16 protein-coding genes are annotated in these 17,512 nt (G+C 71.3%); 9 read left to right on the forward strand and 7 right to left on the reverse strand.

Going from position 1 to position 17,512, the window contains the following annotated elements; all coding sequences use genetic code 11:
- Nucleotides 1-141: 141 nt before the first annotated feature.
- The gene (locus FR742_RS06530) at nt 142-489 is read right to left on the reverse strand and encodes a hypothetical protein (protein WP_148030100.1); all 348 of its coding nucleotides are present in this window, start codon (nt 487-489) and stop codon (nt 142-144) included.
- Nucleotides 490-671: 182 nt separating this feature from the next.
- Between FR742_RS06530 and FR742_RS06535 the strand changes: the two genes are divergently transcribed.
- The 4 genes from FR742_RS06535 (at nt 672) to FR742_RS45610 (ending at nt 2,620) form a co-directional block, all read left to right on the forward strand.
- Nucleotides 672-1,223 carry a DUF1707 and DUF4870 domain-containing protein gene (locus FR742_RS06535; RefSeq protein ID WP_261808380.1) on the forward strand — a complete coding sequence of 184 codons (552 nt, stop codon included), beginning with the start codon at nt 672-674 and terminating at the stop codon, nt 1,221-1,223.
- A gap of 205 nt (nt 1,224-1,428) precedes the next feature.
- Nucleotides 1,429-1,863 carry a helix-turn-helix domain-containing protein gene (locus FR742_RS45050; RefSeq protein WP_222708860.1) on the forward strand — a complete coding sequence of 145 codons (435 nt, stop codon included), beginning with the start codon at nt 1,429-1,431 and terminating at the stop codon, nt 1,861-1,863.
- Nucleotides 1,860-2,243, forward strand: a complete 384-nt coding sequence (locus FR742_RS45055; protein WP_222708861.1) for a transposase — start codon at nt 1,860-1,862, stop codon at nt 2,241-2,243. Before FR742_RS45050 ends, FR742_RS45055 begins: the two co-directional genes overlap by 4 nt.
- On the forward strand, nt 2,240-2,620 hold the full coding sequence (locus FR742_RS45610; RefSeq protein ID WP_261808381.1) for a transposase: 381 nt from the start codon (nt 2,240-2,242) through the stop codon (nt 2,618-2,620). The genes FR742_RS45055 and FR742_RS45610 overlap by 4 nt, the downstream gene beginning before the upstream one ends.
- A 39-nt stretch (nt 2,621-2,659) precedes the next feature.
- Here FR742_RS45610 and FR742_RS06545 read toward each other — a convergent pair whose 3' ends face one another.
- Nucleotides 2,660-3,436 carry an alpha/beta fold hydrolase gene (locus tag FR742_RS06545; RefSeq protein WP_148030102.1) on the reverse strand — a complete coding sequence of 259 codons (777 nt, stop codon included), beginning with the start codon at nt 3,434-3,436 and terminating at the stop codon, nt 2,660-2,662.
- A gap of 57 nt (nt 3,437-3,493) precedes the next feature.
- On the opposite strand from FR742_RS06545, the gene FR742_RS06550 reads away from it, so the two are divergent.
- Nucleotides 3,494-3,958 carry a MarR family winged helix-turn-helix transcriptional regulator gene (locus tag FR742_RS06550; RefSeq protein ID WP_148030103.1) on the forward strand — a complete coding sequence of 155 codons (465 nt, stop codon included), beginning with the start codon at nt 3,494-3,496 and terminating at the stop codon, nt 3,956-3,958.
- 48 nt (nt 3,959-4,006) lie between these two features.
- On the opposite strand, the gene FR742_RS06555 is transcribed toward FR742_RS06550, so the two are convergent.
- The 4 genes from FR742_RS06555 to FR742_RS06570 form a co-directional block, all read right to left on the reverse strand.
- Nucleotides 4,007-5,431 (reverse strand): L-fucose/L-arabinose isomerase family protein, encoded by a 1,425-nt coding sequence (locus FR742_RS06555; protein WP_148030104.1) that lies wholly within the window; start codon nt 5,429-5,431, stop codon nt 4,007-4,009.
- Between the two features lie 14 nt (nt 5,432-5,445).
- Nucleotides 5,446-6,351, reverse strand: coding sequence for a discoidin domain-containing protein (locus FR742_RS06560; protein ID WP_148030105.1), 906 nt, complete (start codon nt 6,349-6,351; stop codon nt 5,446-5,448).
- Nucleotides 6,352-6,363: 12 nt separating this feature from the next.
- Nucleotides 6,364-7,932: an alkaline phosphatase gene (locus FR742_RS06565; RefSeq protein WP_148030106.1), complete on the reverse strand. Its 1,569-nt coding sequence runs from the start codon at nt 7,930-7,932 to the stop codon at nt 6,364-6,366.
- 92 nt (nt 7,933-8,024) lie between these two features.
- Nucleotides 8,025-8,810, reverse strand: coding sequence for a DeoR/GlpR family DNA-binding transcription regulator (locus FR742_RS06570; RefSeq protein WP_261808382.1), 786 nt, complete (start codon nt 8,808-8,810; stop codon nt 8,025-8,027).
- A gap of 214 nt (nt 8,811-9,024) precedes the next feature.
- Here FR742_RS06570 and FR742_RS06575 point away from each other — a divergent pair, with 214 nt between their 5' ends.
- The 4 genes from FR742_RS06575 to FR742_RS44370 are packed head-to-tail and all read left to right on the forward strand — an operon-like array spanning nt 9,025 to nt 15,837.
- Nucleotides 9,025-10,329 carry an extracellular solute-binding protein gene (locus FR742_RS06575; RefSeq protein ID WP_148030107.1) on the forward strand — a complete coding sequence of 435 codons (1,305 nt, stop codon included), beginning with the start codon at nt 9,025-9,027 and terminating at the stop codon, nt 10,327-10,329.
- Nucleotides 10,326-11,240 carry a carbohydrate ABC transporter permease gene (locus FR742_RS06580; protein ID WP_148030108.1) on the forward strand — a complete coding sequence of 305 codons (915 nt, stop codon included), beginning with the start codon at nt 10,326-10,328 and terminating at the stop codon, nt 11,238-11,240. Before FR742_RS06575 ends, FR742_RS06580 begins: the two co-directional genes overlap by 4 nt.
- Nucleotides 11,237-12,049: a carbohydrate ABC transporter permease gene (locus tag FR742_RS06585; protein WP_148030109.1), complete on the forward strand. Its 813-nt coding sequence runs from the start codon at nt 11,237-11,239 to the stop codon at nt 12,047-12,049. The genes FR742_RS06580 and FR742_RS06585 overlap by 4 nt, the downstream gene beginning before the upstream one ends.
- On the forward strand, nt 12,046-15,837 hold the full coding sequence (locus FR742_RS44370) for a hypothetical protein (protein WP_187281026.1): 3,792 nt from the start codon (nt 12,046-12,048) through the stop codon (nt 15,835-15,837). Before FR742_RS06585 ends, FR742_RS44370 begins: the two co-directional genes overlap by 4 nt.
- On the opposite strand, the gene FR742_RS06595 is transcribed toward FR742_RS44370, so the two are convergent.
- A complete protein-coding gene (locus FR742_RS06595; RefSeq protein ID WP_148030110.1) occupies nt 15,827-17,353 on the reverse strand; it encodes an ATP-dependent DNA ligase in 1,527 nt (508 codons plus the stop codon). The genes FR742_RS44370 and FR742_RS06595 overlap by 11 nt on opposite strands.
- Between the last annotated feature and the right edge of the window lie 159 nt (nt 17,354-17,512).

Genomic DNA, 17,512 nt, shown 5'->3' on the forward strand with positions numbered 1-17,512 from the left:
TTGCTCTCTTCGCGCGGACGGCGCTGCTCGCTGCCTTTCGCGTTGGGCGGCGCTAGTGCTGCTCGCTCCCTCCGCGCGGACGGCGCTGGTTGCTCTCTTCGCGCCGGGTGGTGCTGCTTGCTCCCTCAGCGCCGGGTGGCGCTAGAGTTGCTCGCCTCCTTCGCGCTTGCGGCGCTCGTTGTAGCTGCGCATGCGCTGTGGATAGCCGGTCAGCTGCACGTCATACACCGGCAGCGCCAGGTCACGGGCCACCTTGTGGATGACCGCGGGTGATCCGACCCTGCGCCGGGTCCACTCGCCGTCGTCGGCTACCGCGACCGCGGTGGTGTCCGTCGCGAAGGTCTCGGGCTCGACGTAGAACTCGACGCCGCGCCGCGACTTGGCGAAGGCGATGAGCGCTTCGATGTCGGCGTCGGTGGCCTCGCGATCGAACTTCGCGATCTTTTTGCCACGCAGCCGCCGGAGGCCGTAGCGATCTCGCCATCTCATGAGTCCTTTTTATACCGTCAAACGCTTCGGCGCGTCGGGGAAGATCTCGGGGATACATCCGGGATTCGCCCGATGCCCACGACCACCCCCGGTCGAGCAGTATGGGAAGAGACCGTTCGTATCCCGTAGGGAGAGGCATGGCTGTGATGACTGGGGTACCCACACCCTCGAGGCCGGGACAGGTGCCGCAGACTGAGCTGCGCGTCACCGACCAGGATCGGGAGCACGTCGTGGAGCACGTCAAGGCCGCCTACGCCGAAGGCCGCTTCGACAAGATCGAGTTCGACGACCGGCTGGAGCGCGCCATGACGGCGCGTACGCACGGCGACCTCATGCCGATCATGAGGGAGCTCTACGGCCCCAACGGCGTGCCCCGCTTCGCCGCGCCGCAGGCGCCCGCGCCCCGCTTCACGGCCGAGCCCGAGAGCAACGAGCGACTCGGCGCCTCGGCGGCCCACCTGCTGACCCTGGTCGGGTTCCCGATCATCGGGCCGCTCATCCTGATGCTGACGGCCGGCAAGACCTCGCCGTACATCCGGCGTCACGCGGTCGAGGCGCTCAACTTCCAGCTCACGATCACGGGGGCGTCCATCCTGCTCCCGATCACGATCATCGGTCTGGTGCTGGTGCCGGTCATCTGGGTGGTCGGCGTCGTCCTGTCCATCGTGGCGGGCGTCTCGGCCCTGTCGGGCGGCGACTACCGCTACCCGATGACGATCCGCCTGGTGAAGTGACCACCGTCGAAACGCCCGGCGAACGACCACGGACCCGCCTTCACACGAAGGCGGGTTTTCCCTTTCCCGGCCGAGGCGCGCGGACGCGGTGTCACCGGACACCGACAGGCTGGAGGCCCCGTCCTTCAGGGCGGGGAGGAAAGCCGGAACGGCCGGACACTGCGGTCTCCCGGTTTTGTCGGTGGTGGTCGGTAGTTTGATCGGCGTGTCCCGCTACCGGCTCCAGCCTTCGCCCGCCCAGGAGCAGGCACTGCTGGAGCACTGCGGGCACGCCCGGTATGTGTGGAATCTCGCGGTTGAGCAGCACGCTTGCTGGAAGCCGGGACGTAAGTCCGCGCCGGGGTTCGCCGAGCAGTGCCGCCAGTTGACCGAGGCGCGGGCAGCGTTCGCGTGGTTGCGCACCGGGTCGATCATCGTTCAGCAGCAGGCGCTGAAGGACTTCGCGCAAGCCATGGCGCACTACTTCGGCGGCACCCATCGGCGTCCGGCATGGCGCAGGCGTGGGCGGGGTGAGGGGTTCCGGATCGTCGCCGTCAAAGCGGGTGATGTGCGCCGCCTGTCTCGGCACGTGGGCGAGGTGAGGGTTCCGAAGGTGGGCTGGATCCGTTTCCGCTGGTCGCGCGCCGTCCTGACGGGGTGAAGTCGTACCGCGTTACCCGCGACCGCGCCGGGCGGTGGCATGTGGCGTTCGCCGCCATCCCCGATCCCGTCCCGGCGCCGGGTACGGGCGAGGCCGTCGGTGTGGACCGGGGTGTGGCCGTGTCGGCCGCTTTGTCCACCGGAGAGATGCTGAACGCTCCCGGGCTGCGCGATACGGAGAAGGCGCGCCTTCGGCGGCTGCTGCGCAAGCTCGCCAGGGCCAGGCGCGGATCGAACCGGCGTGCAGAGGTCAAGGCCGCCGTCGCCCGGGTGAAGGCACGCGAGAGCGACCGGCGCGAGGACTGGGTGGAGAAGGTCAGTACGGGCCTCGCCCGGCGGTTCGACGTGATCGCCGTCGAAGACCTGAAGATCGAGTCATGACCCGGTCGGCGCGCGGCACCGTGGACGCGCCGGGCCGCAATGTCCGGGCCAAGGCGGGGCTGAACCGGTCGATCATGGCCGCCGGATGGGGCGGTCTCGTCCGATGCCTGGAGCACAAGGCGCCCGGGCGGGTGGTGAAGGTCAGCCCCGCGTACACGAGCCAGCGGTGCTCGGCGTGCGGGATCGTGGACCGGCAAGCGCGCGAGAGCCAAGCGCGTTACCGGTGCCGATCGTGTGGATACGCCGGCAACGCCGATGTGAACGCGGCCAGGAACATCGCACACGCGGCAGGGCATGCCGTGTCCGCGCGGGAAGGGCCACGGGATGCCGGGCCGGAGCACCGCGAACCTCAACGCGACCTCCTCCTCGTGGGGTAGTTGCGGTTGGAATCCCCGTGCTTCAGCACGGGGAGGATGTCAAACGGTGCGCAGGAAGTCTCCGAGGATCCTGTTGAAGGCGTCCGGGCGTTCCATGTTGGGGTAGTGGGCGGCCCCGTCGATCGAGGTCGCGCGGCCGTCGGCCACCGCGCTGGCGAGGTGTTCCGCCATGCCGATGTGGTCGGGGGAGTCGGCGGCGCCGTTGACGGCCAGCACGGGGACGTCGATGGTGGGGACGCGTTCCCACGTGTCGCGGACTGGGACGAGGTGGTCGGGCTCGCCGGCGCCGTGCTTGGACATGGTCTCCACGGCCATGCGGCGCAGGCGGCTCACGACCTCGGCATCGAGCTCGCCGAGCGAGCGGTGCGGCCCGGCGGCGAAGAGCATGAACCCCTCGACCGAGGCGTCCAGATCCCCGGCGGCCATCCCGGCGTGCCACGTGGCCATGGCCCGGGTGGTCCACGGGTCGGTGAAGTAGGGCTCGCTGGTCCCCGCCCCGCTGACGACCACGGCGCTGACCAGGTCGGGGTGCTCCACCGCGGTGTCGACGGCGAGGGCGCCTCCCATGGAGACCCCCACGAGGATCGCGGGGCCGGTGTCCAGGTGGCGCAGCAGGGCGGCGAGGTCGTCGGTGAGCCGGTACGGCCCGGTGGCGTTGGCGGACCGGCCGTGGCCGCGGGCGTCGGGCGCGATGACGCGGTACTCCTCCGCGAACACCGGGATCTGGTCCTCCCACATGCGGTGGTCCAGGAAGCCGCCGTGCAGGAGGACGAGCGGGCGGCCGGTGCCGGTGTCGATCCAGAACAAGTCATCCATGACAACCAAGGTGTCATTCTGTGGCGAGAATGGCAACCTAGGTGTCATCATGGTGGAGTGAGTGAGACAGCGGTTCCCGGAGAGCTGCCCGACCGGCTCATCGAGGTGTTCGACCTCGTGGGGCCGCTCTACCGGCGTGCCCACCGCAAGGTGGAGCAGGACGCGCCCGTCGAAGGGCTGTCGGTCGGGGTCCGGGCCGTGCTCAACATGCTGCGCGAGCACGGGCCCATGACCGTCCCCCAGATGGGCCGGGCCCAGGCGCTGAGCCGCCAGTTCGTGCAGCGCATGAGCAACGACGCGGCCGCGCTGGGGCTGGTGGAGTTCGTCGCCAACCCGGCGCACAAGCGGTCCTCGCTCGTACGGATGACCGAGGCGGGCCGCGCCGCCATCACCGCCCTGATCGACCGCGAGCGCGCGATGCTGGCCCCGGTCGGCGAGCACGTGACCGGGGCCGAGGTCGACGCCTGCGTCCGCGTGCTCTCCAGCCTGCTCCGGCTCCTCGACGACGTGGAGGTCGACTGAGGCGTCGGTGTTCGGCGGGCTGGCCGCCCGCCGGACCCCGAGGGCGGGTCAAGGCTGGACGTGGACCAGGTTCGCGCCCAGGAGGTCGGCCGTGGCGCGCAGGTCCGCGGCCCGGTGGCCGGTGCCCAGCGCCCAGTGGTGGGAGATGCCGGTGGCGCTCCACTCGTCGGTCCACTCGCCGGGGTCACAGCCGAAGTCCACCCGGGAGGTGGTGTTGCCGATCCGCAGCAGCGGCCCGTCCACGACCTCGCCCTCCGAGACGACGAACCCGTAGCCGCCGTCACGCGCCTGGCGCAGCCCGAACACGGTGACCGGCCCGTGCTTGACGTCGAACTCGACCGACACGCCCCAGCCGCGCTTGCCGTGGTAGACGCCGAGCCCGCGCAGCAGCGGCTTGCGGGCGCTGATCGCCAGGTGGGCCGGGCCGTCGTGGCCCATCTCGACGTGGCCGCGGTGGAAGTCGAGCGCCTGCAACTCGGTGAACGAGCCGCCGGCGCCGAGCCGGTCCATGATGAGCATCGCCAGGCTGGTGCGCAGCTCGTACTCGCCGGCGGCCGGGATGCCGCGGGCGGTGAGCAGCGACGAGCCGAGGATCATGCCCGCGCCGAGCCGCTCGTGGATCTCGCCGTCGAGGCCACGGTGGTAGTAGGCGAGGCTGTCCAGCTCGAAGTCCTCGACCAGCCGGTCCAGGCCGACGGACACCCGGGCCGCCCAGGCCAGGTCGTCGTCGTCGACGGAGGCGTCCAGCTCGAACACCTCGCGGGCGAGCTTGACGCGCTCGGCCGCGTCGCCGTCGGTCACCTTCTCCACGCGGACGCGCAGGTCGTCGAACTCCAGCACCTCCACGTGCCCGCCGAGGTTCGCGGTGACCAGGGTGAGGTCGGTGGCGACGTCCAGCATGCCGGGGTAGAGGTGGCCCATGAGGCCGTGCCGTCCCCGGCGCAGCGCGGCGCGCACACCGGCCGCCCGCACCCAGCGGCCGATCTTCTGCCACGCCCGCTCGTCCTCCAGGTAGCCCGACACCGAGCGGAACGGGATGCCGAGCCGGGTGAACGCGTTGGCCATCTCCGGCAGCGGGCACGCCCCGCAGTAGGCCAGCCACTGGCCGGTGTCGAAGGTGGCGTGGTCCATCGACTCGGTCGGCTGCAGGTTGATCAGCAGCATCGGCGCGCCGCTGCGCTGCGCGATCGGCGCCAGCATGGTGGCCGTCATGTACGTCGTGAGGAACCCGACGATGAGGTCGCAGCCGGCGGCCCTGAGCTTCTCGGCCGCGGCCGCGCCCTCCTGGGCGTCGGAGATGAAGCCGACGTCGACGATCTCGGCGTCGAACTTCCCCATCCGCTCCGACACGCGCGCGGCCGAGCGCTGGAGCTGGGGGAGGAGGTCGGGGAACTGCGGCCAGTACGCTCCCAGCCCCCCGGCCACCAGCCCCACCTTGACGCGGGGCGGGGTGATGCGGGTGAACGTGCTCATCGGAGCCTCCTTCGTCAACGGACCTCGACTTCGACGATCCGGGTGTAGTCGTTGGCGCCGTTCGAGGCGAGCGCCACGATGCGGACGGCGTCCGCGGTGACGGCCGCGAAACCGGACTGCACGGCGCCCGTTGTGTTGCCGCGTACCTGGGCGACGGTCTGCCACTGGCCGGCCACCCGCGCCTGGACGTCCCAGTCGCGCAACCCGTAGCGCGCGGCCGGGTAGCGCTCGGAGTCGAGCGTGTACAGGTCCACGCGGGAGATCTGCCGGGCGCCGCCCAGCTCGACCGCGACGGTGTCGGGCCAGGAGCGGGAGGTGGCGTCGTTCCAGCCGTTGCCTCCGGCCCAGCCGCTGGAGGAGCGGTCGCCGTCCACGATGCTGCAGGCCGGGTAGTTGGCGTTGGCGTGCTGGGAGGAGGCGGTGACCGGGCGGCGCAGCGCGTGGTTGCCGCCGTTGTCGAGGCTGTCCACGGAGACGACCTCGACCGGCACCTTCACGGTCTGCGACGGGGTCCGCAGACGCAGTTCGTACGAGCCTTCCGCGGTGCCGGGAGGCGGGGTGACGAGCAGTTTCGTGCGAACCTCGTAGCCCGGCGGCAGGTAGCTGGTCAGCATCGTGCGGGAGGCGGTGAGCGGCCGGTCGATCTCCACGTCCATGGTGGCGTACCGGGCCTTCTTGGCGTCGCTGCGCAGGCCGATGTCCACCCGGGCGGGGCAGGAGGGGTCGGCGCCGAGGAGGGCGACGATCCGGTCGGCGCCCGCGACGGGGGTGAGCTTGCCGGAGCCCTTGGCGGATCCCGGCTTGACCTTCATCAGCACCGCGGGCGGCGGTTCGGGGGTGGGAGCGGGGGCGGGGTCCCAGGCGGCGGCGGTGGTGAGCGTGAGGGCGGCGGCGGCCAGCGCGGCGGTGAGGTGACGCATGATCGTTCCTTCCTAGAGCGCGTTGAGGCCGGGGGCGCCGTCGAGGGTGACCAGGCTGGCCCTGGTGGACACGGGGGCGCCGGGCCGGTCCACGTACGGGATGACCTTGTAGTCGGCCCGCCACTGGTCGCGGGTGACCTCGCAGGAGACGTAGCCGCGCTGGTAGCTGGAGAACCTCAGGTGCGGGTTGACGGGGTCGCTGCCGCCGGGCGGCAGTCCGGTGTCCGGGTTGCCGTTGCCGCCGCTGGTGACCGAGGTGCAGACGAACTCCACGCCGACGGTGCGGGAGGACGGGTCGTCGAAGTTCTGCTTCAGCTCCCCGGCGAGGTTGTAGTGGATGTCGCCGGTCAGCACGACGGGGTTGCTCACCTGGCGGTCCACCATGCCGTTGACGACGCGGTCCTTGGCGGCCTTGTAGCCGTCCCAGAGGTCCATGCTGAGCTGCTGGGCGGGGCCGGGGTCGAAGTCGAGCTGGATCATGGCGATCTGCTGGGCGAGCACGTTCCACTTGGCGGGGGAGGCGGCCAGGCCGTCGAGCAGCCACGTCTCCTGCTCGGCGCCGAGCATCTGCCGCGCGGGGTCGAGACGCTCCTCGCAGCCGATCCGCTGGCCGTCGCCGCAGACCTGGTCGTCGCGGTACTGCCGGGTGTCGAGCACGTTGAACTCGGCCAGGTCGCCGAAGGTGAACCTGCGGTAGATCCGGGCGTCGGGGCCCTCCACGGGAGGCACCCTGACGGGCATGTTCTCCCAGAAGGCGCGGAAGGCGTTGGCGCGGATCACCAGGTAGTCCTGCTCGGTCACGTCGCCGCCGGGACCGTGCCGGCCGGCCCAGTTGTCGAGCACCTCGTGGTCGTCCCAGGTGACGATCCACGGCGCCCGGTGGTGGGCGGCCTGCAGGTCTGGGTCGCTCTTGTAGAGGCCGTACTGGATCCGGTAGCGGTCGAGGGTGTCGCACTGCACCCGGTACTGCTCGGGTACGGGGATGTTGCGGTTCCCGCCCGTCGGCCGGATGCCGTACTCGTAGAGGTAGTCGCCGAGGTGGAAGACCACGTCGGGGTTCTCGTCGGCGAGATGGCGGTAGGCGGTGTAGTAGCCGTCGGGCCACGAGGCGCACGAGGCGAAGGCCAGCCGCAGGGAGTCCGGGCTGCTGCCGGGGGCCGGCGCGGTCTTGGTGCGGCCGGTGGGGCTGATCTCGCCGCCGGAGCGGAAGCGGTAGAAGTACTCGCGGCCCGGCTCCAGGCCCTTGGCGTCGATGTGGACGGAGTGGCCGTACTCGGGGCGGGCCCAGGCGGAGCCGTGGCGGGCTCGCCGGGTGAACCCCTCGTCCTCGGCGATCTCCCATTCGACCTTGAGCTTGGCGAACGGCAGCCCGCCGAGTGGCTGTAACGGGTCGGCCGCCAGGCGCGTCCAGAGGATGACCCGGTCGGACAACGGGTCTCCGGAGGCGACGCCCAGCCGGAAGGGGTAGTCACCCTTCACGGCAGCCTGCGCGGTCCAGGGGTCGGCCAGGTTGGTGGTGAAGGCGAGGGCGAGTGCGGAGCCGCCGAGCCCAAGGAAAGATCGTCGCGAGGGACGGTGCATGTTGCTTCCTAAGGTGGGGGGCGAAAGCCCTCACTTTGTAGCAAGATGCAATCGTTTTAACAAGCCTCAAGTTACAAATAACAGCTCCGGCGTTACAACTCCGCCACCTCGACGTGCGCGTGGTGGTCGCGGAGCCGTTGGAGCAGGTCGGCGGGGGCGTTGGCGTCGACCACCACGACGTGGAAGTCGTCCAGCGGAGCCACCCGGTGCAGCGCCACCCGGGCCAGCTTGGAGCCGTCGACGGCGAGGATGCGCCGGGTGCCCGAGCCCAGCATCGCCCGCTTGACCAGCACGATCTCCTGCTCCTGGTGGAAGGCGTACTTCTCGGAGATGGCCGAGGTCGAGACCACCACCACGTCGGTGCTCACCGCCTCGACCGCGTCGACGCAGCCGAGACCGAGAAAAGAGTCATGCGTGGCGTGATATTCGCCGCCGAGCGCGATGAGCCGGATGTCGGGATGGCCGGCCAGGAGCCTGATGGCCTCCAGGAAGTTGGTCACCACGGTCAGCGGGGCGAGCTCCTGGAGCTGGCGGGCCACGGCCAGCGCGGTGGTGGAGTCGTCGAGCATGACCGAGCTGCCCGGCTCGATCATGCCCGCCACCACGCGCGCGATGGCGTCCTTCTCCGCCGTGTGGGCCTTGAGCCGGTAGGCGATGTTGCTCTCCCACACGTTGCTGGCCTGCGCGGTGGCCCCGCCGCGGACCTTGCGCACCATCCCCTGGCGCTCCAGCTCGTCGAGGTCGCGGTGGACGGTCATCACGCTGATCCCGAAGCTCTCGGCGAGCTCGGTCACGGAGACGGAGCCCTGGCGCACGATGTGCTCGGCCATGCCCTGCCATCGCGCTGACCTGCTGGAGGTGTGGGGCCGCGACTTCACCTGAGTCTCCACCTGCTCGGAGGGCTGCGAATTCTACTCTTGACACCCAACTTGGGCGACTCGTAGTCTCCCGGCATCTCTCAGATTTAACAAGTTTGATTGGTAAGTTAACAAACTCGCGGCCCGCCGGTTCTTCGCGCAGCCGTCGTTAAAACGTTCGCATCGGCTACCACCTCCCGGGGATCACAACCCTCCGCACGACCGAGGAGAGACAATGACCGACCTGCTGCGTGAGGCCCGGCTGAGCCGGGGGAACTTCCTGCGCATGATGGGCGGCCTGGCCGCCGCCACCCTCGTCACCGCCTGCTCCACCCGTCCCGAGACCACGACCACGACCACCGGCGGGCAGAGCACGACCGAGCTGAAGTTCATCGGCGTGTCCGACCAGAAGGCGCCGATGGACAAGCTGGCGGCCGCCTACCAGCAGGTCCAGCCGTCGGTGCGGATCGCCGCCTCGTACGCCCCCACCGACCAGGTGCAGACGTCGGTGCGCACCCAGCTCGGCGCCGGGAACGCTCCCGACCTGTACGTCGTGTACCCCGGCAACGGCAGCGCGATGTCGATGACCCAGATCGCCCAGGCCGGGCTGCTGGCCGACCTGTCGGCCCAGGCGTGGACGAAGACCATCCCCGAGGGTTTCAAGCCCGCCTTCCAGCTCGACGGCAAGACCTACATCCACTCGGCGGGCTCGTCGGTCATCGGCGCGGTCTACAACAAGAAGGTGTTCCAGAAGGCCGGCATCGAGGAGCCGCCGGCCACCTGGAGCGAGTTCCTGTCGGTCTGCGACAAGCTGAAGAAGGCCGGCGTGGTGCCCATCGCGCTGGGCGCGCAGACCCCGTGGGTCACCCAGCTCATCACCTACGCGCTGGTGCCCTCCACCGTCTACGCCAAGGACCCGACCTTCGACGACAGGCAGCTCGCCGGGCAGGCCACCTTCGCCGACTCCGGCTGGCGCCAGGCCATGGAGATGTACCTGGAGCTGCAGAAGCGCGGCTTCTTCAACGACAACGTCAACGGCACCACGTTCGAGCAGCAGACCTCCATGGTCGCCTCGGGCAAGGCCGCCATGGCCGTGCAGGTGTCGGCCGTGCTGCCCGACTTCCGCAAGGCCGCCTCCGCGCCGGACGACCTGTCGATGTTCCCCCTGCCGGGAGCCGACCAGGCGTCCGAGGTGTGGATCCCGGCGGGCGTCGTCGTCGGGCTCGGCGCGAACGCCAAGGGCGAGCGCGTCGAGGAGGCCAAGGCGTTCGTCGACTTCCTCGGCAAGCAGGAGAACATCAACGCCTGGGCCGAGGCCATCGCCGCCATCCCGCTCACCCAGGACGCCTCCTCCAAGGTCGACCCGGCCGTGGAGTCGTTCCTGCCGTTCACCAAGGACCGGGCGGTGCCGTTCATGGACCAGCGCTGGCCCAACGCCGAGGTGCAGCCGGTGCACTTCGCGGTGGTCCAGGAGCTGCTCGCCGGCAAGTCCACGATCGACGAGGCTCTGAAGAAGATGGACGAGGCGTACCGGAAGTGACCCCCCTGACTGCCTTCCGCGCCCGCGCCGCCCGCGTCGCGGGGCGGCGGCGGGTCAGCGCGGATGCTCCGCCCTGGCTGTTCGCCGCGCCCGCGCTGCTGGTCTACGCGCTGGTGGTGCTCTATCCCGCGGCGAGCGGCGTGGTGTACGCGTTCACCGACTGGAGCGGGATCGGCCAGGACATGTCGTTCGTGGGCCTGGCCAACTTCCGCACGCTGCTCGGCGACGAACAGGCTCTCGGCTCGATCGGCAACACGCTGCTGCTCACCGTGGCGATCGTGTTCGTGCAGAACGCCGTCGGCCTGCTGCTGGCGCTCGGCGTGCACGCGAAGCTGAAGAGCCGGGCGCTGCTCCGGGTGATCTTCTTCGCCCCTGTCGTGGTCAGCCCCGTCATGGTGGCGTTCCTGTGGAAGTACATCTACAACCCCGACCCCACCGCGGGGCTGAACGGCCTGCTCGGGCTGCGCGTGGACTGGCTGGGCGACCCGTCGGTGGCGCTGTGGTCGGTCGCCGGCATGGTCGTGTGGCAGTACGCCGGATACTCCATGGTCATCTTCCTGGCCGGGCTGGAGGGCGTGCCCAAGGAGCTGCACGAGGCCGCCATGATCGACGGCGCGGGCACGTGGCAGCGCTTCCGGTACGTCACCTGGCCCCTGCTGGCCCCCGCCGTGACGATCAACCTGATGCTGTCCACGATCGGCGGGCTCAAGTTGTTCGACCAGGTCTTCGCGGCCACGAACGGCGGCCCCGGCTACGCCACCGAGACGCTGTCGACGGTGCTCTACAAGCAGGCGTTCGTGTTCGGCAAGTTCGGCTACAGCACGGCGATCGCGCTGGTGCTCGCCCTGTTCGTGGCGGCCGTCTCCCTCGTCCAGGTCTACTACCTGCGCAACCGCGAGGTGACCGTATGAGAAGGACCTTCCTGCTGGAGATCGTGATGATCGCGGCAGCGGTGGCGTTCATGTTCCCCGTCTACACGCTGGTGTCGCTGTCGCTGAAGGACCCCGCACAGATCTCGCAGTCGCCGCTGGCCCTGCCGGACCCGCCCACGGCCGACAACTTCGCCAGCGCGTGGACGGCCGCGGCCCTGGGCCCCTCGCTGGTGAACAGCACGGTCATCACAGTGGTCAGCCTGGTGGCGCTCATCGCGCTCGGCTCGTTCGCGTCGTACTTCCTGGCCCGGGTGAAGACCCGCCTCGGGTACGGGCTCTACATCCTGTTCCTGCTGGGCATCGTGCTGCCGTTCCAGCTCGGCATGATCCCGCTCTACCAGCTGGTGACCGAGCTCGGGCTGATCGGCACGCACGCCGGGATGATCCTCTTCTACACCGGCATCCAGCTGCCCTTCACCGTCTTCCTCTACACGGGCTTCATCCGGGCGCTGCCCCGCGACTACGCCAGCGCCGCCCAGATCGACGGCGCCTCGCACCTCGTGGCGTTCACCCGGGTCGTCTTCCCGCTGCTGCGGCCCATCACCGGCACGGTGCTGATCCTCAACGCCGTCTTCATCTGGAACGACTTCTTCACGCCGCTGATCTACCTCGGCGGCTCCGGCTACGAGACGGTCCCGGTCAGCGTCTTCGCCTACGTGGGCCAGTACGTCTCCCAGCACGGCCTGGTCTTCGCCGGCCTGGTGCTCGGCGCGCTGCCGATCGTGCTGGTGTTCCTGGCGCTGCAGCGCTATGTCATCAAGGGCTTCGCGAGCGGACTCAAGGGATGAACGTCCACGACCTGCTGCGGGAGCCGCCCCCGGAGTTCTCCCCGGCCGCCATCTGGTGGTGGAGCGGGGAGCCGCTGCGCCGCGACCGGCTGCGCTGGCAGATGGAGCGCCTGGTCGCGGGCGGGGTGCGCAACCTGGTGATCCTCAACCTGGCGCCCTCGGGGCCGACGTTCGGCGCCGACGCCGACGACCCGCCCTTCATGTCGGACGCGTGGTGGGAGCTGCTCGACGGGGTCTGCGCCGACGCCGCCGAGCTGGGCGCGCACCTGTGGTTCTACGACCAGCTCGGCTTCTCCGGCGCCGATCTGCAGGCGCGGCTGGTGGCGGAGCGCCCGGAGTTCGCCGGCCAGTGGCTGGCCCCCGACGGCTCCGTGACCTCGCGCGGTTTCGACTACCTGTCGCCCGAGGCGTGCGCGGTGCTGCTCGACAAGGTGCACGGCGAGTTCGAGCGGCGGGTGGGACACTGGTTCGGCCGGGTGATCGCCGGGTCCTTCCAGGACGAGCTGCCCACCCTGCCCACCTGGTCGGCCCGTTTCGCCGAGGAGCACCTGGCCCGCCGCGGCGAGCCGTTCACGATCGAGGACCCCGACTGGCTGGCCTACCAGCGCACCCGCGCGGAGCTCGCCGAGGAGGCGTTCTTCCGCCCGCTGGCGCGCTGGCACGAACGGCACGGCCTGGTGAACGGCTGCGACCAGCAGGACCCGGCCCGCGCCGGACACCCGGTGGCGGGCGTGCAACTGTACGCCGACTACGCCGGCACCCACCGCTGGTTCGGCGCGCCCGGCTCCGACCACCACGGCGACGCCCGCCTGCACGCCTCGCTCGCCCACCTGTACGGCAGGCCGCGCACCTGGATCGAGGCCTTCCACTCCAGCGGGTGGGGCGGCACGCTGGAGGAGACCCTCGACTGGCTGCTGCCCTGGCTGCGGGCCGGCGCCACCCTCTACAACCCGCACGCCGTCTACTACACGACCCGGCGCGGCTGGTGGGAGTGGGCGCCGCCGTCCACCGACTGGCGTCAGCCCTACTGGCGTCACCACCGCGTCTTCGCCGACGCGGTCACCCGTTTGTGCGCGGCCCTGTCGCAGGGCCGCCACGCCTGCGACGTCGCCGTGCTGCTGCCCACCGCCACCGCGCAGGCGGGCACCGGGACGGGCCACGTGGACGCGGCCGCCGCCCGCGCCGACGAGGTCTACAGGGAGATCGTCGGCGACATGGCGTGGTTCGCCACCCGCCCCGGCGTCCTCGACCGGCTCGGCCTCGACGCCGACGTCATCGACGAGGACTCGGTACGGCGGGCGACCGTCGCGGACGGCCGCCTCACGGTGTCCACCGAGGCCTACCGCGCGATCATCCTGCCCGCCGTCACGGAGCTGGACCAGGACGTCGCCACCAGGCTCGCCGACTTCGCCGCGGCCGGCGGCCTCCTCATCACCGTCGGCGACCCCCCGCAGTCTCTCCTCGACGCCCACCCGGCCCGCCCCGCGGCGGCCTCGGCCGGATCTCGGGACCTCTCTTCGGGTACGGGCGCCGCTCCTGCGGCGACCCCGGCCGGGTTCAAGGACGTCTCCTCCGGTACGGGCACGGCCGCTCCTGCGGCGACCCCGGCTGGATCTCAGGACGTCTCCTCCGGTACGGGCGCCGCTCCTGCGGCGGCCTCGGCCGGATCTCAGGATGTTTCTTCCGGTACGGGCACGGCGGCTCCTGCGGTGACCCCGGCCGGGTTCGAGGACGTCTCCTCCGGTACGGGCGCCGCTCCCGCGGCGGCCTCGGCCGGATCTCAGGATGTTTCTTCCGGTACGGGCGCGGACGGTTCCGCGCGATCCTGGGGGCTCTTCTCCGACGTGGGCGGGGTTCGTCGTGTGGCGACTCCTACCGGGCTGGGGGAGGCGCTGGCGGAGTTGCCGCGTCGGGTCGAGGCGCCGGTTCCGGCGCTGGTGCGTGAGACCGGCGACGCCACGCTGGTGTTCCTGACGGCCGCACACCCCATGGCCAGCAGGATCAGCGTGGGCCGGCCCGACGAGCGCGGTGTGGACCTCGGCTGGCTGGACGCCGCCATCGACTTCGACCCAGCCAGGTACGCCCGCGACATGCGGATCACCGTCAGGGGCGTCTCGGGCACGCCGCTGCTGGCCCGCCTCTTCGACGGCGGTGAGCCACGCCCGCTCCCGCACACCCGCCACGGGGACGCCGTGGAGGTCGTGGTGCCGTTCGACGACGGCCCCGCCGCGCTGCTCGTGTTCGACGGCACCCCGGCCGAGCCCGTGCCGGACGCTCCCCCGTACCCGGTCGAAACCGATCTCGGGGAGGAGTGGGAGGTCGAACTGGTCCCCACCCTGGACGACACCTGGCACGACTTCGGCGGCGGCGCGACGGTCGAGCGCTGGACGTTGCGGACGCCGGAGGGGGAGGCGGTGCACGTCACGTTCGGGCCCCGGGGGGAGCAGCGGGTCGGCGACGGCCCCTGGACCCCGTCGGTGTGGTCGCTCTCCCGGGGGCTGCGCAAGGATCCCGTGCACCGGGACACGCTCGGCCCCAAGGGCCGGGTGCCGGCGGAGTTCCTCGCCTTCGGCAGGGTCACGGCGGGCGCCGAGGCCCGCTTCCGTACTCTGCTCACCGTGCCGCAGGGACGGCCCGCCTGGCTCGCGGTAGGGGCCGGGGCGGAGAAGGCTCTGTGGCTCGACGGCGAGCGGATCCCGCTGGACGACCGGGGTTACGCCGCCGTGACGGCGGCGCCTGTCACGGCCGGCGAGCACCTGCTGGAGCTGCGGCTGACGCCGGAGGAGGAGCTCGACCTGCGCGCCTACGTCTGCCTCGTCGCCGATCCCGCCGACGCCGCCGTCCCGGAGTGGATCGCCGGGACGCCGCTGGAGACCACCGTCAACCTCGGGGACGGGCCGTACGAGCTGCTCCAGGTCGCCTCGACCGCGTACTGCCGGGTCCTGGTCAACGGGCGGGAGGCGGGCAGGCAGGGCGGCTTCGACCCGTACGCGGAAGCGGACATCCCCAGGGTGCGCCGTTACGACGTCGCGCACCTGCTGCACCCTGGCGCCAACACGATCCGGGTGGAGTCCGGCGGCTGGGTGCTGGTGGACGGGCTGGCGGTGTCCGGCCCCGGATGGTCAGGGGACGTCCGGGTCCGGCGCCGCCAGCACGGCGACCCTCCCGCCCTCCACCTCCGGCTCCGCCCCCACCCGCTGCCGGAAGCCGGGTGGCTCGACGGCCGCCCGGTCGCGCTGCCCGCCGGGTTCGCCGTGCCGGGCGCGCGCCCTCGTACGGAGGTCTTCGTCGTGGAGGCGCCGCCCGGCGCGAGCGGCGTCGAGGCCGGCGGGGCCCGGGCGCGCTGGACGGAGGACGGCGCGGTCGAGCTGCACGCCGTCACGGCTCCGGGAGCCCAGGGCGGAGCCGCCTTCACCGGCCCGGTGCGGTTCACCTGCGGACCGGGCCGGATGCGGCTGGGCGACTGGGAGGAACGCGGCCTCGCCGGATACAGCGGCGGTGTCCGCTACCGCACTACCGTCACGGCGCGTTCCGGGCCGGGCGTGCTCGACCTCGGCAGGGTCAGGGGCACGGCGGAGGTGACGGTGAACGGGCGTCCGTGCGGGATCAGGGTGTGCTCACCGTACGCCTTCGACGTCGACCTGGACGACGGCGACAACGTGGTGGAGATCCTCGTCCTCGGCACGCTCGGGCCCTATCTCGACGAGGTCAGCCCCACCCACTTCGTCTTCGCCGGCCAGCGCGTCAGCGGCCTCTTCGGGCCCGTGCGGCTGCGTACTAGATCATGAGGGCGCGGACCGTCTCGACCGTGTCGGCGTCCTCGGCGCGCTTGTCGGGGCGGTAGCGCAGGACCCTGGCGAAGCGGAGGGCCATGCCGCCCGGATAGCGGGGCGACCGCTGCACGCCGTCGAAGGCGACCTCCACCACCAGCTCGGGACGGACGTGGACCGTCCACTCCGTGGTGGGGCCGTCGGCGAGCGCCAGGAAACGCTCCGTCTGCCAGGCGAGCAGCTCGTCGGTCAGGCCCTTGAAGGTCTTGCCGAGCATGACGAACCCGCCCGTCTCCGGGTCGCGGGCGCCGAGATGGAGGTTGGACAGCTTGCCCTCGCGGCGGCCGTGGCCCCACTCGGCGGCCAGGACCACCAGGTCGAGCGTGTGGCGGGGCTTGACCTTGATCCAGCCCGCGCCGCGCCGGCCGGCCGCGTAGGGGGACGACAGCGCCTTGACCACCAGCCCCTCGTGGCCGGCCTTCACCACCTCGGCGAAGAACCGCTCCGCCTCCGCCACGTCGTCGGTGACGAGGCGGGGGGTGAGCAACGGCGGGGGAACGGTGGCCGCGAGCCTCTCCTGGCGGGCCGCGTACGGAAGATCGAGCAGGTCGGCGCCCTCGACCCGGAGCGCGTCGAAGAAGAAGACGCTCAGCGGCGTCTCCGCGCGCAGACGATCGACATCGATCTTGCTGCCGGTGCGGGCGGCCGTCACCTGGAAGGGGTGCGGGCGGCCGTCGGGGCGAAGCGCGATCACCTCGCCGTCGAGCACCGCGTCTTCCACGGGGAGTGCCAGCACGGCCTCCACCAGCTCGGGGACCCGCGAGGTGAGGTCGTCGAGGGTACGGGTGAAGACCCTGACCTCCGAGCCCGAGCGGTGGGCCTGGACCCGGATGCCGTCGAGCTTCCACTCCAGCGCGGCGGGGGCGCCCGCCTTCGCCAGGGCGGCGGCGACGCCGGGGGCGCTGCCGGCGAGCATCGGCGAGACCGGGCGGCCCACCTCCAGCCGGAACTCCTTCAGGCGCGGCACGCCGCCCGCCAGCGCCGCCGCCCCGACCGCCGGCAACCAGCCGCGGAGCGTGAGCGCGCGGCGCACGTCGGCCGAGGGCGCCCCGGACGCCTTGGCGACCGCCTCGATCATCACGCCGTCGAGCGCGCCCTGCCGCAGCTCGCCGCCGAGCAGCTTGAGCATGAAGGTCTGCTCCTGGCTGGTCAGGCCGGCGAACAGCTCGTGCACCAGCGCCTTGCGCGCGGCCTGTGAGCCCTGGCCGGACACCGACTTGATCTTGGTGAGCAGGGCGTCGACGTCGGTCAGCGTGGCGGTCGCGGCCAGCTTCGGGCCGGGCAGGTCCTGGAGGGAGCGCCAGCCCACGCCGATCTGGCGCTGCGGCAGCTCACCCGACAGGTAGGCGATGGCGATCTCCGCCTCACCCGGGCCGACCCGGCCGAGCAGCTCGGCCAGATGGCCGATCTTCCCCAGCCGCGCGGGCGTGCGCGCCACCGCCTCGGACACCCGGACCACGTCGATCAGTAGCACACCGCTATCGTGCCTCACCACCACGACATTTCCGCAATCCCCCGGCGATTGGGCCCCCCGGAAACACGCGCGAACCCCGTACGAGAAAGAAAAGAAGAAAAAACCGGACGGCATCACCGACCCCGGGAAGAACCCGGCGGACGTGCCTGAAGTCCGGAC

The organism is Nonomuraea sp. C10, from assembly GCF_008017515.1.
In the GTDB taxonomy this organism is placed as follows: domain Bacteria; phylum Actinomycetota; class Actinomycetes; order Streptosporangiales; family Streptosporangiaceae; genus Nonomuraea; species Nonomuraea ferruginea.

Excerpts from the sequence above, each read along its gene's own strand:
- FR742_RS06530 (WP_148030100.1), bottom strand. The coding sequence starts at position 489 with ATGAGATGGCGAGATCGCTACGGCCTCCGGCGGCTGCGTGGCAAAAAG.
- FR742_RS45610 (WP_261808381.1), top strand. The coding sequence starts at position 2,240 with ATGACCCGGTCGGCGCGCGGCACCGTGGACGCGCCGGGCCGCAATGTC.
- FR742_RS06545 (WP_148030102.1), bottom strand. The coding sequence starts at position 3,436 with ATGGATGACTTGTTCTGGATCGACACCGGCACCGGCCGCCCGCTCGTC.
- FR742_RS06555 (WP_148030104.1), bottom strand. The coding sequence starts at position 5,431 with ATGAGCACGTTCACCCGCATCACCCCGCCCCGCGTCAAGGTGGGGCTG.
- FR742_RS06560 (WP_148030105.1), bottom strand. The coding sequence starts at position 6,351 with ATGCGTCACCTCACCGCCGCGCTGGCCGCCGCCGCCCTCACGCTCACC.
- FR742_RS06565 (WP_148030106.1), bottom strand. The coding sequence starts at position 7,932 with ATGCACCGTCCCTCGCGACGATCTTTCCTTGGGCTCGGCGGCTCCGCA.
- FR742_RS06575 (WP_148030107.1), top strand. The coding sequence starts at position 9,025 with ATGACCGACCTGCTGCGTGAGGCCCGGCTGAGCCGGGGGAACTTCCTG.
- FR742_RS06585 (WP_148030109.1), top strand. The coding sequence starts at position 11,237 with ATGAGAAGGACCTTCCTGCTGGAGATCGTGATGATCGCGGCAGCGGTG.
- FR742_RS44370 (WP_187281026.1), top strand. The coding sequence starts at position 12,046 with ATGAACGTCCACGACCTGCTGCGGGAGCCGCCCCCGGAGTTCTCCCCG.